The organism is Hydrogenophaga sp. (genome assembly GCF_035481345.1).
GTDB lineage: Bacteria > Pseudomonadota > Gammaproteobacteria > Burkholderiales > Burkholderiaceae_C > Hydrogenophaga.
Map to the genome: position 1 here is coordinate 1 of NZ_DATIGV010000096.1, position 16,231 is coordinate 16,231.

The following is a 16,231-nucleotide window of genomic DNA, read 5'->3' on the forward strand; positions in this document are numbered from 1 at the left end:
AGAGACCGCGCTGCAACTCGCGATCGGCACCTTCGTCGGCGCGTCGACCCTGGCGCAGCGCTCGAACGAGCCGCCGCAGGTGCTGCGCGAGCGCGTCACGTCCAAGGGCGGCACCACGTACGCGGCGCTCACGGCGATGGACGCGGCGGGCATGAAAACCGCGTTTGAAGCGGCGCTGCAGGCGGCGCAGAAGCGCGCCGAAGAACTGGGGCGTGAATTCGGCAAGTGAGCCTTGCCTTGCGCGGCACCTCTCGCCCGCGGATGCGATGGGCTCGGCGTAGCGAAATAGAGGAGGAGGACCGGCGCAGCCGGTCCGGGGGACATTCGCGGAGCCGAGCCCATCGCATCCGCGGGCACGCGAGGCGCAGCGACAGAAACGCCGCGCTCAAACCAGGCCGAGCGCCACCCCCACGAACAGCGTGAACCCCAGCCAGTGATTCGCACGGAACGCCGCGAAACAGCCCTCGCGTGAGCGCGTGCGGATCAGCAGGAAGTGCCACACCACCTGCGCCAGCGCCACAGCCAACGCGGCCAGCCATACCCAGGGCCGCAGTTGCGGCCACAGCGCCACCGTCCAGATGGCCAGGTGCAGCAGGTAGAAGCTCGTCACCGCTGCCACGTCGGCACGGCCCAGGGTGATCGCCGAGGTCTTCATGCCGATGCGCAGGTCGTCGTCGCGGTCGACCATGGCGTACTCGGTGTCGTAGGCCAGCACCCAGAACAGGTTGCCCAGCAGCAGCACCCAGGCCAGCGCGGGCACCGCACCCTGAACGGCCGCAAACGCCATGGGAATGCCGAAGCTGAAGGCCACGCCCAGCACCGCCTGCGGCATGGACACCACGCGCTTGGCGAACGGATAGGCCAAGGTGATCGCCAGCGCCGCGAACGACAAGGCGATGGTCAGCGCATTGGTGGTGAGCACCAGCGCGAAGGCCGCCAGCGCCAGCAACGCGCCCACGGCCAGGGCCTCCTTCACCGACACCTTGCCCGAAGTGACGGGCCTTTGCGCCGTGCGCTTGACGTGGCGGTCGAAGTCGCGGTCGGCCACGTCGTTCACGCAGCAGCCCGCGCTGCGCATGAGGATGGTGCCCAGTGTGAAGACAAGCAGCAGGTGCCAGCCCGGAAAGCCACCCGCCGCCACCCACAGCGCCGACAGCGTGGGCCACAGCAGCAGCAGCCAGCCGGCGGGCCGATTCCAGCGGATCAGGTCGAGCCAGAGCGACAGGCGCGATGGCTGAGGCGATAGGGGCATCGAGGCCGACACGGCAAAACTCCCACAGGATCAGGACAGGCGTTTCACGCCCGGCAGCTCACAGGCGTAGATGGCGTTGCGCAACTCGGCGATGGCCTCGTAGCGTGTGAAGCTGCGCCGCCAGGCCAGCACCACGCGGCGCGTGGGCGCCTCACCCTCGAAGGGCAGGTAACGCACGTAGGGGGAATCGCCCAGGTCGTCACGGGCCGTCACCGAGCCATTGAACGCCGAGCGCGGCACCGACAGGCGCGGCACCAGGGTCACACCCATGCCGGCCGCCACCATGTGTTTGATGGTCTCCAGCGAGGAGCCCTCGAAGCTCTTGCGGATGCCCTCGGTGTCGTTGGAAAAGCGCGCGAACTCGGGGCAAACCTCCAGCACGTGGTCGCGGAAGCAATGGCCCGTGCCCAGCAGGAGCATGGTCTCGCGCTTCAGCTCGTCGGCGGTGATGTGGCCCTGGTTGGCCAGCGGGTGCGTGTGCGGCACCGCCGCCATGAAGGGCTCGTCGTACAGCGGCGCGATGGCCAGGTTGGTGTCGGGAAACGGTTCGGCCAGGATGGCGCAGTCGATCTCGCCCAGGCGCAACTGCTCCAGCAGCTTGGTGGTGAAGTTCTCCTGCAGCACCAGCGGCATCTGCGGCGTGCGCTCGATCACCTGGCGCACCAGCTCGGGCAGCAGGTAAGGGCCGATGGTGTAGATCACGCCCAGCCTGAGCGGTCCGGCCAGCGGGTCCTTGCCGCGCTTGGCGATTTCCTTGATGGCGGCGGCCTGCTCCAGCACGGTCTGGGCCTGGCGCACGATCTCTTCGCCCAAGGGCGTGACGGCGATCTCGCTGGCGTTGCGCTCGAAGATCTTGAGCTCGAGCTCCTCTTCGAGCTTCTTGATCGCCACCGACAGCGTGGGCTGCGAGACGAAGCAGGCCTCGGCCGCCTTGCCGAAGTGCTTCTCGCGCGCCACGGCGACGATGTACTTGAGTTCGGTGAGCGTCATAGGGCGCTATTGTGCGTTGACACCCGCTGGCGCACCAGCCATCAGGCCTTGAGGTACTCGGCCTTGCTGCCCAGCCAGCGCGCCAGGTGCGCCTCGGCCTCGCGCGGGTGGTGCTCCAGCATGGCCTGCGCGGCCTCGCGCGCCCAGTCCAGCAGGTGGGTGTCGGTGGCCAGGTCGGCAAAGCGCAGCAGCGGCGCGCCCGACTGGCGCGCGCCCAGGAATTCGCCCGGGCCACGGATCTCCAGGTCGCGGCGCGCAATCTCGAAGCCGTCGTTGGTCTCCACCATGGCGCGCAGGCGCTCGCGCGCCGTCTCGCCCAGGCGCCCGCCTTCGGGCGGCGAGTACATCAGCACGCAGGCCGAGGCCGCCGCGCCGCGCCCCACGCGGCCGCGCAACTGGTGCAGTTGCGACAGGCCGAAGCGCTCGGCGTGCTCGATCACCATCAGCGAGGCATTGGGCACGTCCACGCCGACCTCGATCACGGTGGTGGACACCAGCACGCCCATCTGCCCCTGCTCGAACAGCGACATCACTGCCTTCTTCTCGGCCGGCGACATGCGCGAGTGCAGCAGGCCCACCAGCACGCCCGGCAGCGCCTGCGACAGCTCCGCGTGCGTGGCGGTGGCGTTGCTCAGGTCCAGGGCTTCGCTCTCTTCGATCAGCGGGCACACCCAGTAGACCTGCCGGCCTTCGTCGATCTGGCCGCGGATGCGCGCCACCACCTCGGCGCGGCGCGCGTCGCTCACCACCTTGGTGACGATGGGTGTGCGCCCGGGCGGCAGCTCGTCGATGGTGGAAACGTCCAGGTCGGCGTAGTAGCTCATGGCCAGGGTGCGCGGAATGGGCGTGGCCGTCATCATCAGCAGGTGCGGCTCCAGGCCCTCCGTGGTCTTGCCGCGCAGCGCCAGGCGCTGCGCCACGCCGAAGCGGTGCTGCTCGTCGATGAGCGCGAGCGCCAGGCGCTGGAACACCACCTGCTCCTGGATCACCGCGTGCGTGCCCACCACCAGCGCGGCCTCGCCGCTGGCAATGAGTTCCAGCATCTCCGCGCGTTGCTTCTTCTTCTGGCTGCCGGTGAGCCAGGCCACGCGCTTGCCCAGCGGTTCAAGCAGCGGCTCCAGCCAGCCGATCAGCTTGCGAAAGTGCTGCTCGGCCAGGATCTCGGTCGGCGCCATCAGCGCGCACTGCCAGCCCGCGTCGATGGCGATGGCCGCCGCGAGCGCCGCCACCACGGTCTTGCCGGACCCCACGTCGCCCTGCAGCAGCCGGTGCATGGGCACCTGGCGCCCCAGGTCCAGCGCGATCTCCTCGCCCACGCGGCGCTGCGCGGCCGTCAGCGCAAAGGGCAGCACCGCCAGCAGTTGTTCGTGCAGGCCCCCGCGGCGCAGCGGCAGCGCGGGCGCGCGCAGGGCGTCGCGCTCGCGCTTGGACACCGCTTGCGAAAGCTGCTGGGCCAGCAGCTCCTCGGCCTTCAGGCGCTGCCACGCGGGGTGGCTGCCATCCTCCAGCGCGGCCAGGGACACGTCGGGCGCGGGGTGGTGCAACTGCTGCAGGCACTCGCGCAGCGTGGGGCTCACGCGCGCGGTGCGCTGCAGCGAGGTCAGCAGCCCGGGCGGCAGGGTCTCGCGCAGGTCGACGCGCGCCAGCGCGCCGACCACGGCCTTGCGCAGGTAGGCCTGGGGCAGTTGCGCGCTGGTGGGATAGATGGGCGTGAGCGCGTTCGGCAGTTCACCGCCCGCCGCCTTGAACGAGGGGTGCAGCATGGTGTACCCCGCGAAGCCGCCCTTGAGCTCGCCGCGCGCGCGGATGCGCGCGCCCACGGCCAGCGTCTTCTGGTGCGAAGGGTAGAAGCTGAAGAAGCGCAGGGTGCAGGTGTCGCTGCCGTCGTCCAGGGTCACCAGCAACTGGCGCCGGCCGCGGTACTGCACTTCGCTGTGCGTCACCGTGCCCTCGATCTGCACCACCGTGCCGTCTCGGGCGTCGCGCAGGGCCACCACGCGGGTCTCGTCCTCGTAGCGCAGCGGCAGGTGCAGCGCGAGGTCGATGTCGCGCCGCAGGCCCAGCTTGTGCATCGCCTTCTGGGGCGCGGACAGGGGTTTCGGGGGAGCGGCGGTGGCAACGGGTTCGGCCATGGGACAATTCTGCCTTCGCATTCCCCCCTTCCTTGGAACGGGTCCGTCCGGCCCTCAAGCGACATGACAGTTTCATCAGGCCAACGCGCCTTCACCCTGAGCGACTTCGACTTCGCTCTGCCCCCCGAGCTCATTGCCCAGCACCCCGCGCCCGAACGCAGCGGCTCGCGCCTGCTCGATGGCCGCGCCGACGCGCCGGTGGACCGCGTGTTCCGCGACCTGCCCGATCTGCTCGCCCCCGGCGACCTGCTGGTCTTCAACGACACCCAGGTCATCAAGGCCCGTCTGTTCGGCCGCAAGGCCACGGGTGGTGCGCTGGAACTGCTGGTGGAGCGCGTGCTGCAGAACCACGAGGTCGTGGCGCACATGAAGGTGAGCAAGAAGCCCCTGGTGGGCGCGGTGCTGGAGATGGACGGCGGCTTCCATGCCGAGCTGCTGGGCCGCTGGCCCGAGGACGACGGCGCGCTGTTCCGCTTTCGCTTCAGCGGCGAGCCGCACGCGCTGATGGCCGCGCACGGCCACGTGCCGCTGCCGCCCTACATCGAACACGGCGACACCGCCGAGGACGAGCGCCGCTACCAGACCGTGTTCGCCAAACACCCCGGTGCCGTGGCCGCGCCCACCGCCGCGCTGCACTTCGACGAGGCCCTGCTGGCCGCGCTGCGCGCGCGCGGCGTGCACACGGCCGAGGTCACGCTGCACGTGGGCGCGGGCACCTTCCAGCCCGTGAAGACCGAGAACATCGCCGAGCACACCATGCACGCCGAGTGGTACCGGGTGCCCGAGGCCACCATCGCCGCCCTCGAGGCCTGCCGAGCGCGCGGTGGGCGCGTGGTGGCGGTGGGCACCACCACCGTGCGCACGCTGGAGAGCTGGGCGGCCTTCGGCCGCACCGAGGGCGACACGCAGATCTTCATCACCCCGGGCTTTCGCTACCAGGTGGTGGACCGGCTCATCACCAACTTCCACCTGCCCAAGAGCACGCTGATGATGCTGGTGAGCGCCTTCGCGGGATACGAGCGCGTGATGGCGCTCTACCGCCACGCGATCGAGCAACGCTACCGCTTCTTCAGCTACGGCGACGCGATGCTGCTTCAGCGGGGCTGAACCAGCGGCCGATCGCCGGGCCCGCCCCGCCGACCTCAGCCCAGGTCCAGGTACACCCGCCCGCCCTCCACCTTCACCGGCCAGGTCCGCACCGCCTCGGTGGCGGGTGCGCAGGTCGGCGCGCCGCTGCGCACGTCGAAGCGACCCTGGTGGAACGGGCACTCGATCTCATGCCCTTCCAGGAAACCATCGCACAGCTTGGCGTGGCCGTGCGTGCACAGGTTGTCGGTGGCGAACACCTCGCCGTCGATCGCGAACAGCGCGATGTCGTGTCCCTGGGGCGCCACGGGAATGCCCGCGCCCTCGAACAGGTCGGCCTCGGCGGCCACGTCGGTCCATTGGGTGGTGCTCATCGGGTCTGCCTTCACTGCATCAATCGGGGCGCAGGCCTGCGCGCTGGATCACCGGGCGCCAACGCGCTTCTTCTTCACGCATGAAGCGACCGAGTTCCTCGGGCGTGCTGGCGATCACGTCGAAGTACTGGCCCTTGAGCTTCTCGACCACCTCGGGTTCTCGCAACACGGCCACCAGGGCCTGGTTCATGCGCTGGACAATCGCCGGCGGCGTGCCGGCAGGCGCCATGTAGGCGAACCACGGCGCGGCCTGGATGTCCGGCACGCCGGATTCCTTGAGCGTGGGCACCTCGGGCAGCAGTGCCGAGCGCTCGGCCGAGGTAATGGCCAGCACCTTGAGCTTGCCGGCCTTGACCTGCGGCATCACGGTGGCGCCGGGCAGGCAGGCGAAATGCACATCGCCCTGCAGCATGGCGGTGACGGCCTGGCTCGAGGAGGCATAGGGGATGTGCACGGCAAACGAGCTCGTCTTCGCCTTGAGCAGTTCCACGCCCAGGTGGGAGATCGATCCATTGCCGGTGGAAGCGAAGTTGTACTGGCCCGGTTTCGCGCGCAGCGCATCGAGCCAGCCCTTCACCGAATCCACGCCCATGCCGAGGGAAGCGGCGCAGACATTGGGCGAACTCACGGCCAGGGTCACCGGCGTCAGCTCGCGGAAGGGGTCGTAGCGCAGGTTCTTGAAGAGGATGGTGTTGTAGACCAGGGGCGCGTTGACCGAGAGCAGGAAGGTCTGCCCGTCGGGGGTGGCCTTGGCCACGTGCTCGGTGCCCGCGTTGCCGCCGGCGCCAGGGCGGTTCTCGACGATGAAGCTCTGCCCCAGGCGGGCGCTCAGGCGCTCGTTGACGATGCGCGCGAGGATGTCGGGTGAGGAGCCGGGGCCGTAGGGCACCACCACGCGCACGGGGCGTTGCGGCCACTCGGGCGTCTGTGCCCGGGCCTGCCAGGCGAAGCCGCCCAGCGCGAGCCCGGCGAGCAGCGCGGCGCAGGTCCTGTTGAATCGTGTCATGTCCTGTCTCCTGGTTCGATGTCGCTCATCTCGGTGAAGTCCCGCTGTTCACGGGCGATGAACCCCGCGATCAGCGCGCGGTAGCAGGCCTCCACCACCTCGGGGTAGGCGCCATGCCGTTCGGCCAGGGCGATGACCTTGTCGATCACCTGCTGCTGGCGCGCCGGCGCCGACACCTGAAACGGATCGCGCTTGAAGCGCGCCGCGTCCTTCACGTAGCGGCCGCGCTCGGCCAGCAGGGCCACGATCTTCTCGTCCAGCGCGTCGATGTTCTCGCGCACCTCGGCCAGGTTGCGGCACAGCGGCACGTAGGCCGGGTCGTTGAACCGCCGCAGCGGGCCACCGTGGGGATCGGGCTCCTGGTTGTTCCGGGTCATATGGGGTAGATGATGGCGTTGGGGATCATTTCGCTGTCGTACACGCACAGGCGCTGCGCGAAGCGCAGGCCTTGCGGCGTGCGCACCACCACGTCGAGGTAGCGGCCCACGTTGAACACGGTGCTGGGGCCGTCGAGCTTGGTGCGGAACACCGCGTAGTTGGCCTCGCAGTGCATGGCGCCGTGTTCGTCCACGCGGCGCACCAGCGGCGCGCTCACCACATGGCGCTGGTAGTAGGGGTCGTGGAACAGGGTTTCCTTGATGCCGTAGACGCGGTCGCGCAGCATGGCCTGGCTCTCGAAGGACAAGGTGGCCAGCGGAAAGCCGCGCTCGTGGTTCTCGCGCGGCTGCAGCTTGTAGACGCAGTCCTCGGTGAAGAAGCCGGGCCACAGGTCCCACTGCCCGCTGTCCACGGCCGAGGCGTAGTCGGCGTACAAGGTCTGCAGCTCGTGGTACAGGTCCAGGGTGAGGGCGTCGCGGTTCATGCCGGTGCCTCCATCACCTTGCGCCAGTAGTCGTACATGCCACGGATCAGCGTCTCGGTGACCATGTGGTCGGTCTCGCCCACCTCGCGCCCACCCAGTTCGGCCAGCGCGCGGTGCCCGGGCTTGCTGTCGAAGGCCTGCTGCGAGAACTCGATCACTTCGCCGTCGTCGGCGCTGACGAAGCCGGCCGGACCGAATAGGTTCGCCTGGCGCAGGCGGCGCTGGGTCATCTCCGGCGTGTCGTCCTCGAAGCCGAAATGCGTCCACACGAAATCGAAGGCGCCGTGTCCGTCGGGCTGGATGTGGCGCGTGGACACGCTGTTGACCTGCTGCTGGAAGATCACGCTGGGGAACAGCGTGGTCATCACCGCCGTGGGCCCGCCCCACCAGGGCTCGGGAACGATGTCGAGAAAGCGCGGGTCCTCCAGCTGCATGCTCGATTTGAAGCTGGACACCTGCGTCACCTGCGAGGCAGTGCCCGTGGCCTGGCCCGCGCTGCCGCGCGTGGAGATCATGGCCGCGTGGCGGTGGTGCGCGTCCATGCGCAACTCGGACTTGTTGTCCGCGCGCCAGAGCCCGAAGGTGACGAACCAGGTGTGCAGCAGGCCCGGGTGGTACGGGTCCTTGATGTTCTCCTGCATCAGCTTCCAGTTGCCCGGAATGCGCTGGCGGTTGTAGCCCAGGATGTTGAGCTTGCGGCCATCGAACAGGCGGTCGAAGTACCGCAGGATGGTCGGGCCCATGTAGTCCTCCAGCGACTCCACGTCGTCGTCGAAGGAGGCGAACACCACGCCGCCGCGCACGGCCACCTTCAGGCGCGTGAGGTGATGCTGCTTCGGGTCGAAGTCCGCCGGCATGCCGCCCTTGACCTGGCCGTCCTGGCGCACGCCGCGGCGCAGCGGCACGCCCTGCAGGCTGCCATCCAGCGCGTAGCTCCACTGGTGGTAGGGGCAGACGAATTCCTTCTTGTTGCCGTGGCGCTCGCGGCAGAAGCGCATGCCGCGGTGGGCGCACACGTTCTCCACCACGTGCACCGCGCCATCGTCGGCGCGCACCATGATCACGGAGCGCTCGCCCACCACGGAGCGGCGGTAGTCGCCGGGGTTGGGGATCTCGGCCTCCAGGCCCACGTAGCACCAGTGGCCCCGGTAGAAGAAGCGTTCGAGTTCGCGCTGGTGGCGCGATTCGTCGGTGTAGACGGCGAAGGGAATGCGACTGGTGTCGCCGGCTTCCCAGCGCAGGGCGTCGGGCGCGTCGGCGGGGCACGCGCCGCTGGCGGACGGGGTGTCCATGTCTTGTCTCCTCGGTGGGGGCGAAGGGCAATGGTGGCGCGCCGCGCCTCATCCGGCAACGGAATCCGGGTGATACAAGGTATTCACAAATAGAATATCGACCCCCATGGAGCTGTCCGAGATCGACCTGAACCTGCTGGTGGTGCTGCACCAGCTCATGCGCGAGCGCAATGTCTCGCGCGTGGCGGCCAGCCTGGGGCAAAGCCAGCCGGCGGTGAGCAATGCGCTGCGCCGCCTGCGCGAATGCCTGGGCGACGAGCTGTTCCTGCGCAAACCGCACGGCATGGAGCCCACGCCCTATGCGCAGCAACTGGCCGGGCCGGTGGCGCAGGCGCTGGGCACGCTGCGCGAGGCCTTGAACGTTCGCGCCTCCTTCGATCCGGCTGGCGGCCAACGCTGCTTCACGATCGCGCTCACGGACGTGGGCGAGATCTATTTCCTGCCGGTGCTGATGGACGCGCTGGCGGCCGAAGCGCCCGGCGTCACCCTGCGCTGCGTGCCCGTGGCGCACGACGCCCTGCGCGAGGAGATGGCCAGCGGCCACGTCGACCTGGCGCTGGGCTCGCTGCCGCAACTGCAATCGGGCTTCTTCCAGCAGGCGCTGTTCCGCCAGCCCTATGTGGCGCTGATGCGCGCTGGCCACCCCCTGGCCGCCAGCCGCAAGCCCCTGGGCGCGGCCCAGTACCGCCAGGCCGCGCACGTGCGCGTGGTGGCGGCCGGCACCAGCCACGGCCAGGTCGACACCGCGCTGGAGCGCCTGGGTGTGGCGCGCCAGGTGCACCTCACGGTGCCGCACTACGTGGCGCTGGGCCACGTACTGGCCGACACCGACCTCATCGCCACCGTGCCCGAGCGCTTCGCCCAGCGCGCGCTGGGGCCGTTCAACCTGGTCATGCGCCCGCTGACACTGCGCTTGCCCACCAACACCATCCACCAGCTCTGGCACGCCCACCTGCACCGCGACCCTGGCCACCTGTGGCTGCGCGGCCTGGTGGCGCGCCTCTTCGGCGACCTGCCCGCCTGATCGGCGACGATCGCGGCCACGCCACCCGACCTTACCGTTCGACACACGAGACCCCCATGTTGAAGTTCGAGGTTCTGACCACCGACCCCACCAGCCACGCGCGCCGCGCCGCGCTCACGCTCAACCACGGCGTGGTGCAGACGCCCATCTTCATGCCCGTGGGCACCTACGGCACGGTCAAGGGCGTCACGCCCGCCAGCCTGGAGGCCATGGGCGCGCAGATCATCCTGGGCAACACCTTCCACCTGTGGATGCGCCCGGGGCAGGACGTGATGAAGAGCTTCGGCGGCCTGCACGCCTTCGAGCGCTGGAACAAGCCCATCCTCACCGACTCCGGCGGCTTCCAGGTCTGGTCGCTGGGCGAGATGCGCAAGATCACCGAACAGGGCGTGCACTTCGCCAGCCCCGTCAACGGCGACAAGCTCTTCATGTCGCCCGAGGTGAGCATGCAGATCCAGACCGGGCTCAACAGCGACATCGTGATGCAGCTCGACGAGTGCACGCCCTACGAGACCAAGGGCCACATCACCACCGAGGCCGAGGCGCGCCAGAGCATGGAGATGAGCCTGCGCTGGGCGCAACGCTCCAAGGCCGAGTTCGAACGCCTGGAGAACCCCAACGCGCTCTTCGGCATCGTGCAAGGCGGCATGTTCGAGCACCTGCGCCAGGAGTCGCTGGACGCGCTGGTGGAGATGGACTTCCCCGGCTACGCCATCGGCGGCGTGAGCGTGGGCGAGCCCAAGGACGAGATGCGCCGCATCATGGCGCACACCCCGCACCGCCTGCCTGCGCACAAGCCACGCTACCTGATGGGCGTGGGCACGCCCGAGGACCTGGTGGAAGGCGTCGCCTGCGGCGTGGACATGTTCGACTGCGTGATGCCCACGCGCAACGCGCGCAACGGCACCCTGTTCACGCGCTTCGGCGACCTGAAGATCCGCAACGCCAAGCACAAGACCGACCACCGCCCGCTGGACGAAACCTGCACCTGCTACGCCTGCGCGGGCCAGAGCGGCGTGAGCTGGGCCGACGGTGGCCGCGAAGGCTTCAGCCGCGCCTACCTGCACCACCTGGACCGCTGCGGCGAAATGCTCAGCCCCATGCTCACCAGCATCCACAACCTGCACTACTACCTGAACCTCATGCGGGAAGTGCGGGACGCGCTGGACGCAGGGACCTTCGGCGAGTTCCGCCAGCGCTTTCACGCGGAGCGCGCGCGCGGGGTTTGATCCGCACCGAAATGACACAGCAGCGCGCGCGATTAAGCTGCGCGCGATGAACACGCCCGCGATCCCCCGCCACGTCCTCCCCGTCCTGGTCTTCGCCCAGTTCGCCGGCACCTCGCTCTGGTTCGCCGTCAACGCGGTGATGCCCGACCTGCAACGAGAGCTCGGCTGGGCTACCAGTGCCGTGGGCACGCTCACCTCGGCGCTGCAGTTCGGCTTCATCGCGGGCACGCTGGTGTTCGCGCTGCTGGCCATCGCCGACCGCTTTCCGCCGCGCCTGGTGTTCCTGGTGTGCGCCTTGGCGGGCGCCGCCTGCACCGTGGGCGCCTGGTGGACGGTGCGCGACTACACCGCGCTGCTGGGGTGGCGCTTCGCCACCGGCTTTTTCCTCGCGGGCATCTACCCCGTGGGCATGAAGATCGCCGCACAGTGGTACAGCAAGGGCCTGGGCGGCGCGCTGGGTTTGTTGATCGCGGCCCTGGTGGTGGGCTCGGCCAGCGCGCACGCGCTGCGCGCCTTGGGCGACGCCCTGCCCTGGCCCACGCTGATGCTGGGCGTGGCCGCGCTGGCGGCGCTGGGCGGCGTGCTGCTGTACCTGTGCATCGGCGACCCGCCCGGCGCGCTGGCGCGCGTGAGCCAGCTGCAGTGGCGCGCCCTCGGCACCGTGTGGACGGACAGCCGCGTGCGCAGTTCGGTGCTGGGCTACTTCGGGCACATGTGGGAGCTCTACACCATGTGGGTGATGGTGCCGCTGATCCTGGCCACGCGGCTGTCGGGCACCGACCTGTCGTGGGCCGCCTTCTGGGTGCTGGGCGCGGGCGCCATCGGCTGCGCGGGGGGTGGTTGGGTGGCGCAGCGCCGGGGCAGCGCGCGCGTGGCGGGCACGCAGCTCGCGATCAGCGGTGCCTGCTGCCTGGCCGCGCCACTGCTCTTGAACGCGCCCGACGCGGCCTTCTATGCCTGGCTCGTGCTGTGGGGCATCACCGTGTCGGGCGATTCACCGCAGTTCAGCACGCTGACCGCGCGCAACGCGCCGCCACAGGCCGTGGGCAGCGTGCTCACGCTGACCAACAGCATCGGCTTTGGCATCAGCATCGTGAGCATCCTGCTGTTCGTGTGGCTGGCCGAATCGGTGCCGCTGGGCGCGCTGCTGCCCTGGCTGGCCATCGGCCCCGCGCTGGGGCTGTGGGCGCTGCGCCCGCTGCTGGCCGAGGAATCCGCGACGGCCTGATCAGCCGTCCTTGGGCTCGAGGAATTCCTGCGGGTCCGGCAGCGGCGTGGTGTTGACCTGCATCTCCTCGGGGCGCAACTGCTCGGTGAAGCCTTCGATCGACCCCATGCTCTTGCGGTCGCGCCGCGCCACCGGCTCTGACATCAGATAGGCCACCGACAGCTGCCCCAATGCCCGCAACGAGTCAAAGTGCGTGCGCTCCTGCGCGTGCGAGGCGTCCGCACCAAAACCGATGAGCGCGGTGCGGATGTCGTTGCCCGCTTCCACCGCGGCGGCGGAGTCGCTGCGGTAGAACTTGAAGACGTCGCGCCGGTGCGCGATGCCGTGCGCCTGCGCCAGCTTGATGAGCTTGTGCGAGAGGTGGTAGTCGAAGGGGCCCGAGAGGTCCTGCAGGCAGATGGTGACGGCGCGCTCGTCCGTGGCCTGGCCCGGCGCGGCGATGGCGATGTCCAGGCTCACCATCTCGGCGATGTCGCCGTGCAGCGCAGCCGAGGCACCGGAGCCCACCTCCTCGGTGATGGTGAAGAGCGGGTGCACGTCCACCGGCGGCACGGTGCCGCTCTCCTTGAGCGCCTTGCAGGCCGTGAGCAGCACCGCCACAGCGGCCTTGTCGTCCAGATAGCGCGCGTTGATGTAGCCGCCGGGCTGCACCTCGGGCTGCGGGTCGAAGGCGATCCAGTCGCCCACGTGGACGCCGGCCTCGGTGAGTTCGTCTGCGCTGTGCAGCGGCAGGTCCAGCCGCACCTCGACGTTGTCCCAGGTGTTGGGCTGGGTGTTGATGGCGTCGCCGAAGGCGTGGCCCGAGGTCATCAGCGGCAGGCAGGTGCCGCGGATCTGCTGCGTGTCGGTGAAGAGCGTGAGCCGCCCGCCCTCGGCGAAGCGCGAGGACCAGGTGCCGATGGGCACGACGCCCACGCGGCCGTTGGGCTTGAGCTCGCGCACCATGGCGCCCAGCGTGTCCAGGTGGGCCACGATGGCGCGCGCCGGGTGCCGCTCGCGGCCCTTGAGCGTGGCGCGAATGGCGCCGCGCCGCGTGATCTCGTAGGGAATGCCCAGGCCGTCGAGCCGGCCCGCGACGTAGCGCACCACGGCGTCGGTCAGGCCCACGGGACTGGGGATGGCCAGCAATTGCAGCAAGGTCTCTTCGAGCCAGGCCTCGTCGAGCGGCGGCAGGGCTTGCAGTGCGTCGTCTCTCATAGGGCAGCGACCTCCGTCTGCGCGGTGCCGGGGAACAGCAGATCGACGAAGCGCTGCGCGGTGGGCTGGGGCTCGTGGTTGGCCAGGCCCGGCCGCTCGTTGGCTTCGATGATCACGTAGTCGGGGCCCTCCACCGAGGGCACGAGAAAGTCCAGTCCGGTGACCGGAATGTCCAGCACACGGCTGGCCTGTTCCGCCGCGGCCTTGAGCGCGGGGTGCAGGCGATCGGTCACGTCGTGGATGGTGCCGCCGGTGTGCAGGTTGGCGGTGCGCCGCACCGGCAGCGATTCGCCGAAGGGCAACACGTCGCCCAGCTTGCGGCCCTGGCCCGCCAGGCAGCGCGTCGTCTCGCCGTCCATGGGGATGCGCGATTCACCGCCGGTGGCCGCCGCGCGGCGGCGGCTCTGCTTGTCGATGAGCTCGGCGATGGTGGACTGGCCGTCGCCCACCACGGTGGCGGGCTGGCGCACGGCGGCGGCCACCACCTGGTGGTTGATGACGACGACGCGCAGGTCCTGGCCTTCGCAGAACTGCTCCAGCAGCACGCCGCCGCCGAAGTGGCTGGCGTGTTCGATGGCGGTCTCCACTTCATCGATGGACGTGAGGTTCACCGCGATGCCCTTGCCCTGCTCGCTGTCCACCGGCTTGACGACGATGGCGCCGTGCTGGCGCAGGAAGGCTTCATTGGCTTCGCGGTCACCGGCCGTGGCCTGCGCGGGCACGGCCAGGCCCGCGCGTTCCAGCAGGCGTGCGGTGACGCGCTTGTCGGCGCAGCGGCTCATGGCCACGGCGCTGGTGAGTTCGCTCAGCGATTCGCGGCAAGTGACGCCACGCCCGCCGTGGGTGAGACGGAAGTAGCCGTGCTCGGCGTCGATGACTTCCACGCGGATGCCGCGCCGCTGCGCCTCGTCCACGATGATGCGGGCGTAGGGGTTGAGGCCGTCGCGGTCGGCGCCTTCGGTGAACAGGGGCTCGTTGATGGCGTTGCGCCGCTTCACCGCGAACACGGGGATGTTCTGGAAGCCCAGCTTCTTGTACAGGGCGATGGCCTGCGTGTTGTCGTGCAACACCGACAGGTCCATGAAGGCGCGGCCGCGCGCGATGAAGAGCTCGGCCAGGTAGCGCGTGAGCGCCTCGCCGATGCCCGGGTGGCTGGCCTGCGGCGCCACGGCCAGGGCCCACAGGCTGCTGCCACCGTTGTCGTCGCCGAAGGCGTCGGCGTGGTCCAGGCCCATGGCCACGCCCAGCACCTCGCCGCTCTGGCGATCCTCGGCCAGCACGTAGACGCTGGTGCGGTCGCCGCGGTCGCCCCACACACGCGCCGGGTCCACCGGCACCATGCGGCGCGCCCGGTAGATGGCGTTGATGGCGGCCACGTCGGCGCGCGAGCGCAGTCGCCGGATGGTGAAGCCCTGGCGGCGCGCCCGTTGCGGCGCATAGGCATTGAGCGCGAGCCGGAAGGTCTCCGACGGATCGACGAACAACTGCTGCGGCGCGTGCGAGACCACCACGTGCGGCTTGTCCAGGTAGAAGGCGATGTCGCGCTCGCCCGCCGTCTCCTGCAGCAGGGCCTGGGCGATGGCGGCCGGGTCATCGAAGGTGTGGCCGCCGATGAGGCGACCCCAGCCGCAGTGCACGATGGCGTCGCGGCGCTCGGTGGCCTGGTGGGGAAAGGCGGATCGCTCCAGGCGCAGGGCGCGGGGGGCGTGCTGGCGAACGGTGCTCATCTCGGGGTGTCTCCTGTCTTCTTTCGTTCAACGCAGATGGGTCTGCAGCCACAGCTCCAGCAGGCCGAGCTGCCAGAACTTGGAGCCGCGCAGCGGCGTGATGTGCTCGCCCGGCGCGGCCAGCAGGGCCTTCACGTAGCCCTCGCGGAACAGGCCGCGCTCGCGTGCGGCGCGGCTGTGCAGGGCGTCCTGCACCATCTCCAGCACGCGGCCTTGCAGGTGCTTGAGCGCGGGCACGGGGAAGTAGCCCTTGGGCCGGTCGATCACTTCGCGCGGCACGATGCGCCGCGCCACGGCCTTGAGCACGCCCTTGCCACCGTCGGCCAGCTTGTGGCGCGCCGGGATGCGCGCGGCAAGCTCCACGAGTTCGTGGTCCAGGAAGGGCACGCGCGCCTCCAGGCCGAAGGCCATGGTCATGTTGTCCACGCGTTTCACCGGGTCGTCCACCAGCATCACGGTGGTGTCCAGGCGCAGGGCCTGGTCCACCGGGTCGCGGGCGCCGGGTGCGTGCAGGCGCTCGCTGATGAAGGCGCGCGTGTGGTCCTCGCCCAGCCACGGGTCCTGCAGCACGGCGCGCATCTCGGTCTGGTCGCGGTCGAGGAAGGCGGCGGCGTAGTCGTCCACCACGCGCTGGCTGCCCGCCAGCTTGGGGTACCAGTGGTAGCCACCGAACACCTCGTCGGCGCCCTGCCCGCTCTGCACCACCTTGCTGTGGCGCGCCACGGCCTCGCTCAGCAGGTAGAAGCCGATGCAGTCGTGGCTGACCATGGGCTCGCTCATGGCCTCGATGGCGGCGGGCAGGCGCTCCAGCAGTTCGGCCTCGGGCACGAAC

General features: G+C 69.8%; 16 protein-coding genes. 5 read left to right on the forward strand and 11 right to left on the reverse strand.

What is annotated here, in order from left to right:
• Window positions 1–229: pyrroline-5-carboxylate reductase family protein (locus VLG41_RS10610; RefSeq protein ID WP_325349365.1), on the forward strand; the 229-nt coding region annotated here is incomplete at its 5' end.
• Between the two features lie 156 nt (window positions 230–385).
• Here VLG41_RS10610 and ubiA read toward each other — a convergent pair.
• Genes ubiA through recG form a run of 3 tightly spaced genes read right to left on the reverse strand, consistent with a single transcriptional unit; the run spans window position 386 to window position 4,374 of the window.
• Window positions 386–1,252: a 4-hydroxybenzoate octaprenyltransferase gene (gene ubiA / locus VLG41_RS10615; protein ID WP_325349366.1), complete on the reverse strand. Its 867-nt coding sequence runs from the start codon at window positions 1,250–1,252 to the stop codon at window positions 386–388.
• A gap of 30 nt (window positions 1,253–1,282) precedes the next feature.
• Window positions 1,283–2,242 carry a hydrogen peroxide-inducible genes activator gene (locus VLG41_RS10620; protein WP_325349367.1) on the reverse strand — a complete coding sequence of 320 codons (960 nt, stop codon included), beginning with the start codon at window positions 2,240–2,242 and terminating at the stop codon, window positions 1,283–1,285.
• A gap of 41 nt (window positions 2,243–2,283) precedes the next feature.
• On the reverse strand, window positions 2,284–4,374 hold the full coding sequence (gene recG / locus VLG41_RS10625; protein WP_325349368.1) for an ATP-dependent DNA helicase RecG: 2,091 nt from the start codon (window positions 4,372–4,374) through the stop codon (window positions 2,284–2,286).
• Between the two features lie 63 nt (window positions 4,375–4,437).
• Between recG and queA the strand changes: the two genes are divergently transcribed.
• The gene (gene queA / locus VLG41_RS10630; protein ID WP_325349369.1) at window positions 4,438–5,481 is read left to right on the forward strand and encodes a tRNA preQ1(34) S-adenosylmethionine ribosyltransferase-isomerase QueA; all 1,044 of its coding nucleotides are present in this window, start codon (window positions 4,438–4,440) and stop codon (window positions 5,479–5,481) included.
• Window positions 5,482–5,516: 35 nt separating this feature from the next.
• On the opposite strand, the gene VLG41_RS10635 is transcribed toward queA, so the two are convergent.
• The 5 genes from VLG41_RS10635 to VLG41_RS10655 are packed head-to-tail and all read right to left on the reverse strand — an operon-like array spanning window position 5,517 to window position 8,994.
• Window positions 5,517–5,834, reverse strand: coding sequence for a non-heme iron oxygenase ferredoxin subunit (locus VLG41_RS10635; RefSeq protein WP_325349370.1), 318 nt, complete (start codon window positions 5,832–5,834; stop codon window positions 5,517–5,519).
• A gap of 19 nt (window positions 5,835–5,853) precedes the next feature.
• Window positions 5,854–6,840, reverse strand: a complete 987-nt coding sequence (locus VLG41_RS10640; protein WP_325349371.1) for a tripartite tricarboxylate transporter substrate binding protein — start codon at window positions 6,838–6,840, stop codon at window positions 5,854–5,856.
• The gene (locus VLG41_RS10645; protein ID WP_325349372.1) at window positions 6,837–7,217 is read right to left on the reverse strand and encodes a chorismate mutase; all 381 of its coding nucleotides are present in this window, start codon (window positions 7,215–7,217) and stop codon (window positions 6,837–6,839) included. The genes VLG41_RS10640 and VLG41_RS10645 overlap by 4 nt, the downstream gene beginning before the upstream one ends.
• A complete protein-coding gene (locus VLG41_RS10650; protein ID WP_325349373.1) occupies window positions 7,214–7,702 on the reverse strand; it encodes an aromatic-ring-hydroxylating dioxygenase subunit beta in 489 nt (162 codons plus the stop codon). The genes VLG41_RS10645 and VLG41_RS10650 overlap by 4 nt, the downstream gene beginning before the upstream one ends.
• On the reverse strand, window positions 7,699–8,994 hold the full coding sequence (locus VLG41_RS10655) for an aromatic ring-hydroxylating dioxygenase subunit alpha (protein WP_325349374.1): 1,296 nt from the start codon (window positions 8,992–8,994) through the stop codon (window positions 7,699–7,701). Before VLG41_RS10655 ends, VLG41_RS10650 begins: the two co-directional genes overlap by 4 nt.
• Before the next feature lie 106 nt (window positions 8,995–9,100).
• Here VLG41_RS10655 and VLG41_RS10660 point away from each other — a divergent pair, with 106 nt between their 5' ends.
• The 3 genes from VLG41_RS10660 to VLG41_RS10670 are packed head-to-tail and all read left to right on the forward strand — an operon-like array spanning window position 9,101 to window position 12,475.
• Window positions 9,101–10,018, forward strand: a complete 918-nt coding sequence (locus VLG41_RS10660; RefSeq protein WP_325349375.1) for a LysR family transcriptional regulator — start codon at window positions 9,101–9,103, stop codon at window positions 10,016–10,018.
• Between the two features lie 56 nt (window positions 10,019–10,074).
• Window positions 10,075–11,247 (forward strand): tRNA guanosine(34) transglycosylase Tgt, encoded by a 1,173-nt coding sequence (gene tgt, locus VLG41_RS10665; RefSeq protein WP_325349376.1) that lies wholly within the window; start codon window positions 10,075–10,077, stop codon window positions 11,245–11,247.
• A gap of 46 nt (window positions 11,248–11,293) precedes the next feature.
• Window positions 11,294–12,475, forward strand: coding sequence for an MFS transporter (locus VLG41_RS10670; protein ID WP_325349377.1), 1,182 nt, complete (start codon window positions 11,294–11,296; stop codon window positions 12,473–12,475).
• On the opposite strand, the gene VLG41_RS10675 is transcribed toward VLG41_RS10670, so the two are convergent.
• The 3 genes from VLG41_RS10675 to VLG41_RS10685 all read right to left on the reverse strand — a co-directional run.
• On the reverse strand, window positions 12,476–13,672 hold the full coding sequence (locus VLG41_RS10675) for an osmoprotectant NAGGN system M42 family peptidase (RefSeq protein ID WP_325349378.1): 1,197 nt from the start codon (window positions 13,670–13,672) through the stop codon (window positions 12,476–12,478).
• Complete coding sequence (gene ngg / locus VLG41_RS10680; protein WP_325349379.1) at window positions 13,669–15,399, reverse strand: N-acetylglutaminylglutamine synthetase; 1,731 nt, start codon at window positions 15,397–15,399, stop codon at window positions 13,669–13,671. The genes VLG41_RS10675 and ngg overlap by 4 nt, the downstream gene beginning before the upstream one ends.
• 27 nt (window positions 15,400–15,426) lie before the next feature.
• Window positions 15,427–16,231 (reverse strand): asparagine synthase-related protein (locus tag VLG41_RS10685; RefSeq protein ID WP_325349380.1); only part of this gene is annotated, 805 nt, incomplete at its 5' end.

Excerpts from the sequence above, each read along its gene's own strand:
- ubiA (WP_325349366.1), bottom strand. The coding sequence starts at position 1,252 with ATGCCCCTATCGCCTCAGCCATCGCGCCTGTCGCTCTGGCTCGACCTG.
- VLG41_RS10620 (WP_325349367.1), bottom strand. The coding sequence starts at position 2,242 with ATGACGCTCACCGAACTCAAGTACATCGTCGCCGTGGCGCGCGAGAAG.
- recG (WP_325349368.1), bottom strand. The coding sequence starts at position 4,374 with ATGGCCGAACCCGTTGCCACCGCCGCTCCCCCGAAACCCCTGTCCGCG.
- queA (WP_325349369.1), top strand. The coding sequence starts at position 4,438 with ATGACAGTTTCATCAGGCCAACGCGCCTTCACCCTGAGCGACTTCGAC.
- VLG41_RS10635 (WP_325349370.1), bottom strand. The coding sequence starts at position 5,834 with ATGAGCACCACCCAATGGACCGACGTGGCCGCCGAGGCCGACCTGTTC.
- VLG41_RS10640 (WP_325349371.1), bottom strand. The coding sequence starts at position 6,840 with ATGACACGATTCAACAGGACCTGCGCCGCGCTGCTCGCCGGGCTCGCG.
- VLG41_RS10645 (WP_325349372.1), bottom strand. The coding sequence starts at position 7,217 with ATGACCCGGAACAACCAGGAGCCCGATCCCCACGGTGGCCCGCTGCGG.
- VLG41_RS10650 (WP_325349373.1), bottom strand. The coding sequence starts at position 7,702 with ATGAACCGCGACGCCCTCACCCTGGACCTGTACCACGAGCTGCAGACC.
- VLG41_RS10655 (WP_325349374.1), bottom strand. The coding sequence starts at position 8,994 with ATGGACACCCCGTCCGCCAGCGGCGCGTGCCCCGCCGACGCGCCCGAC.
- VLG41_RS10660 (WP_325349375.1), top strand. The coding sequence starts at position 9,101 with ATGGAGCTGTCCGAGATCGACCTGAACCTGCTGGTGGTGCTGCACCAG.
- tgt (WP_325349376.1), top strand. The coding sequence starts at position 10,075 with ATGTTGAAGTTCGAGGTTCTGACCACCGACCCCACCAGCCACGCGCGC.
- VLG41_RS10670 (WP_325349377.1), top strand. The coding sequence starts at position 11,294 with ATGAACACGCCCGCGATCCCCCGCCACGTCCTCCCCGTCCTGGTCTTC.
- VLG41_RS10675 (WP_325349378.1), bottom strand. The coding sequence starts at position 13,672 with ATGAGAGACGACGCACTGCAAGCCCTGCCGCCGCTCGACGAGGCCTGG.
- ngg (WP_325349379.1), bottom strand. The coding sequence starts at position 15,399 with ATGAGCACCGTTCGCCAGCACGCCCCCCGCGCCCTGCGCCTGGAGCGA.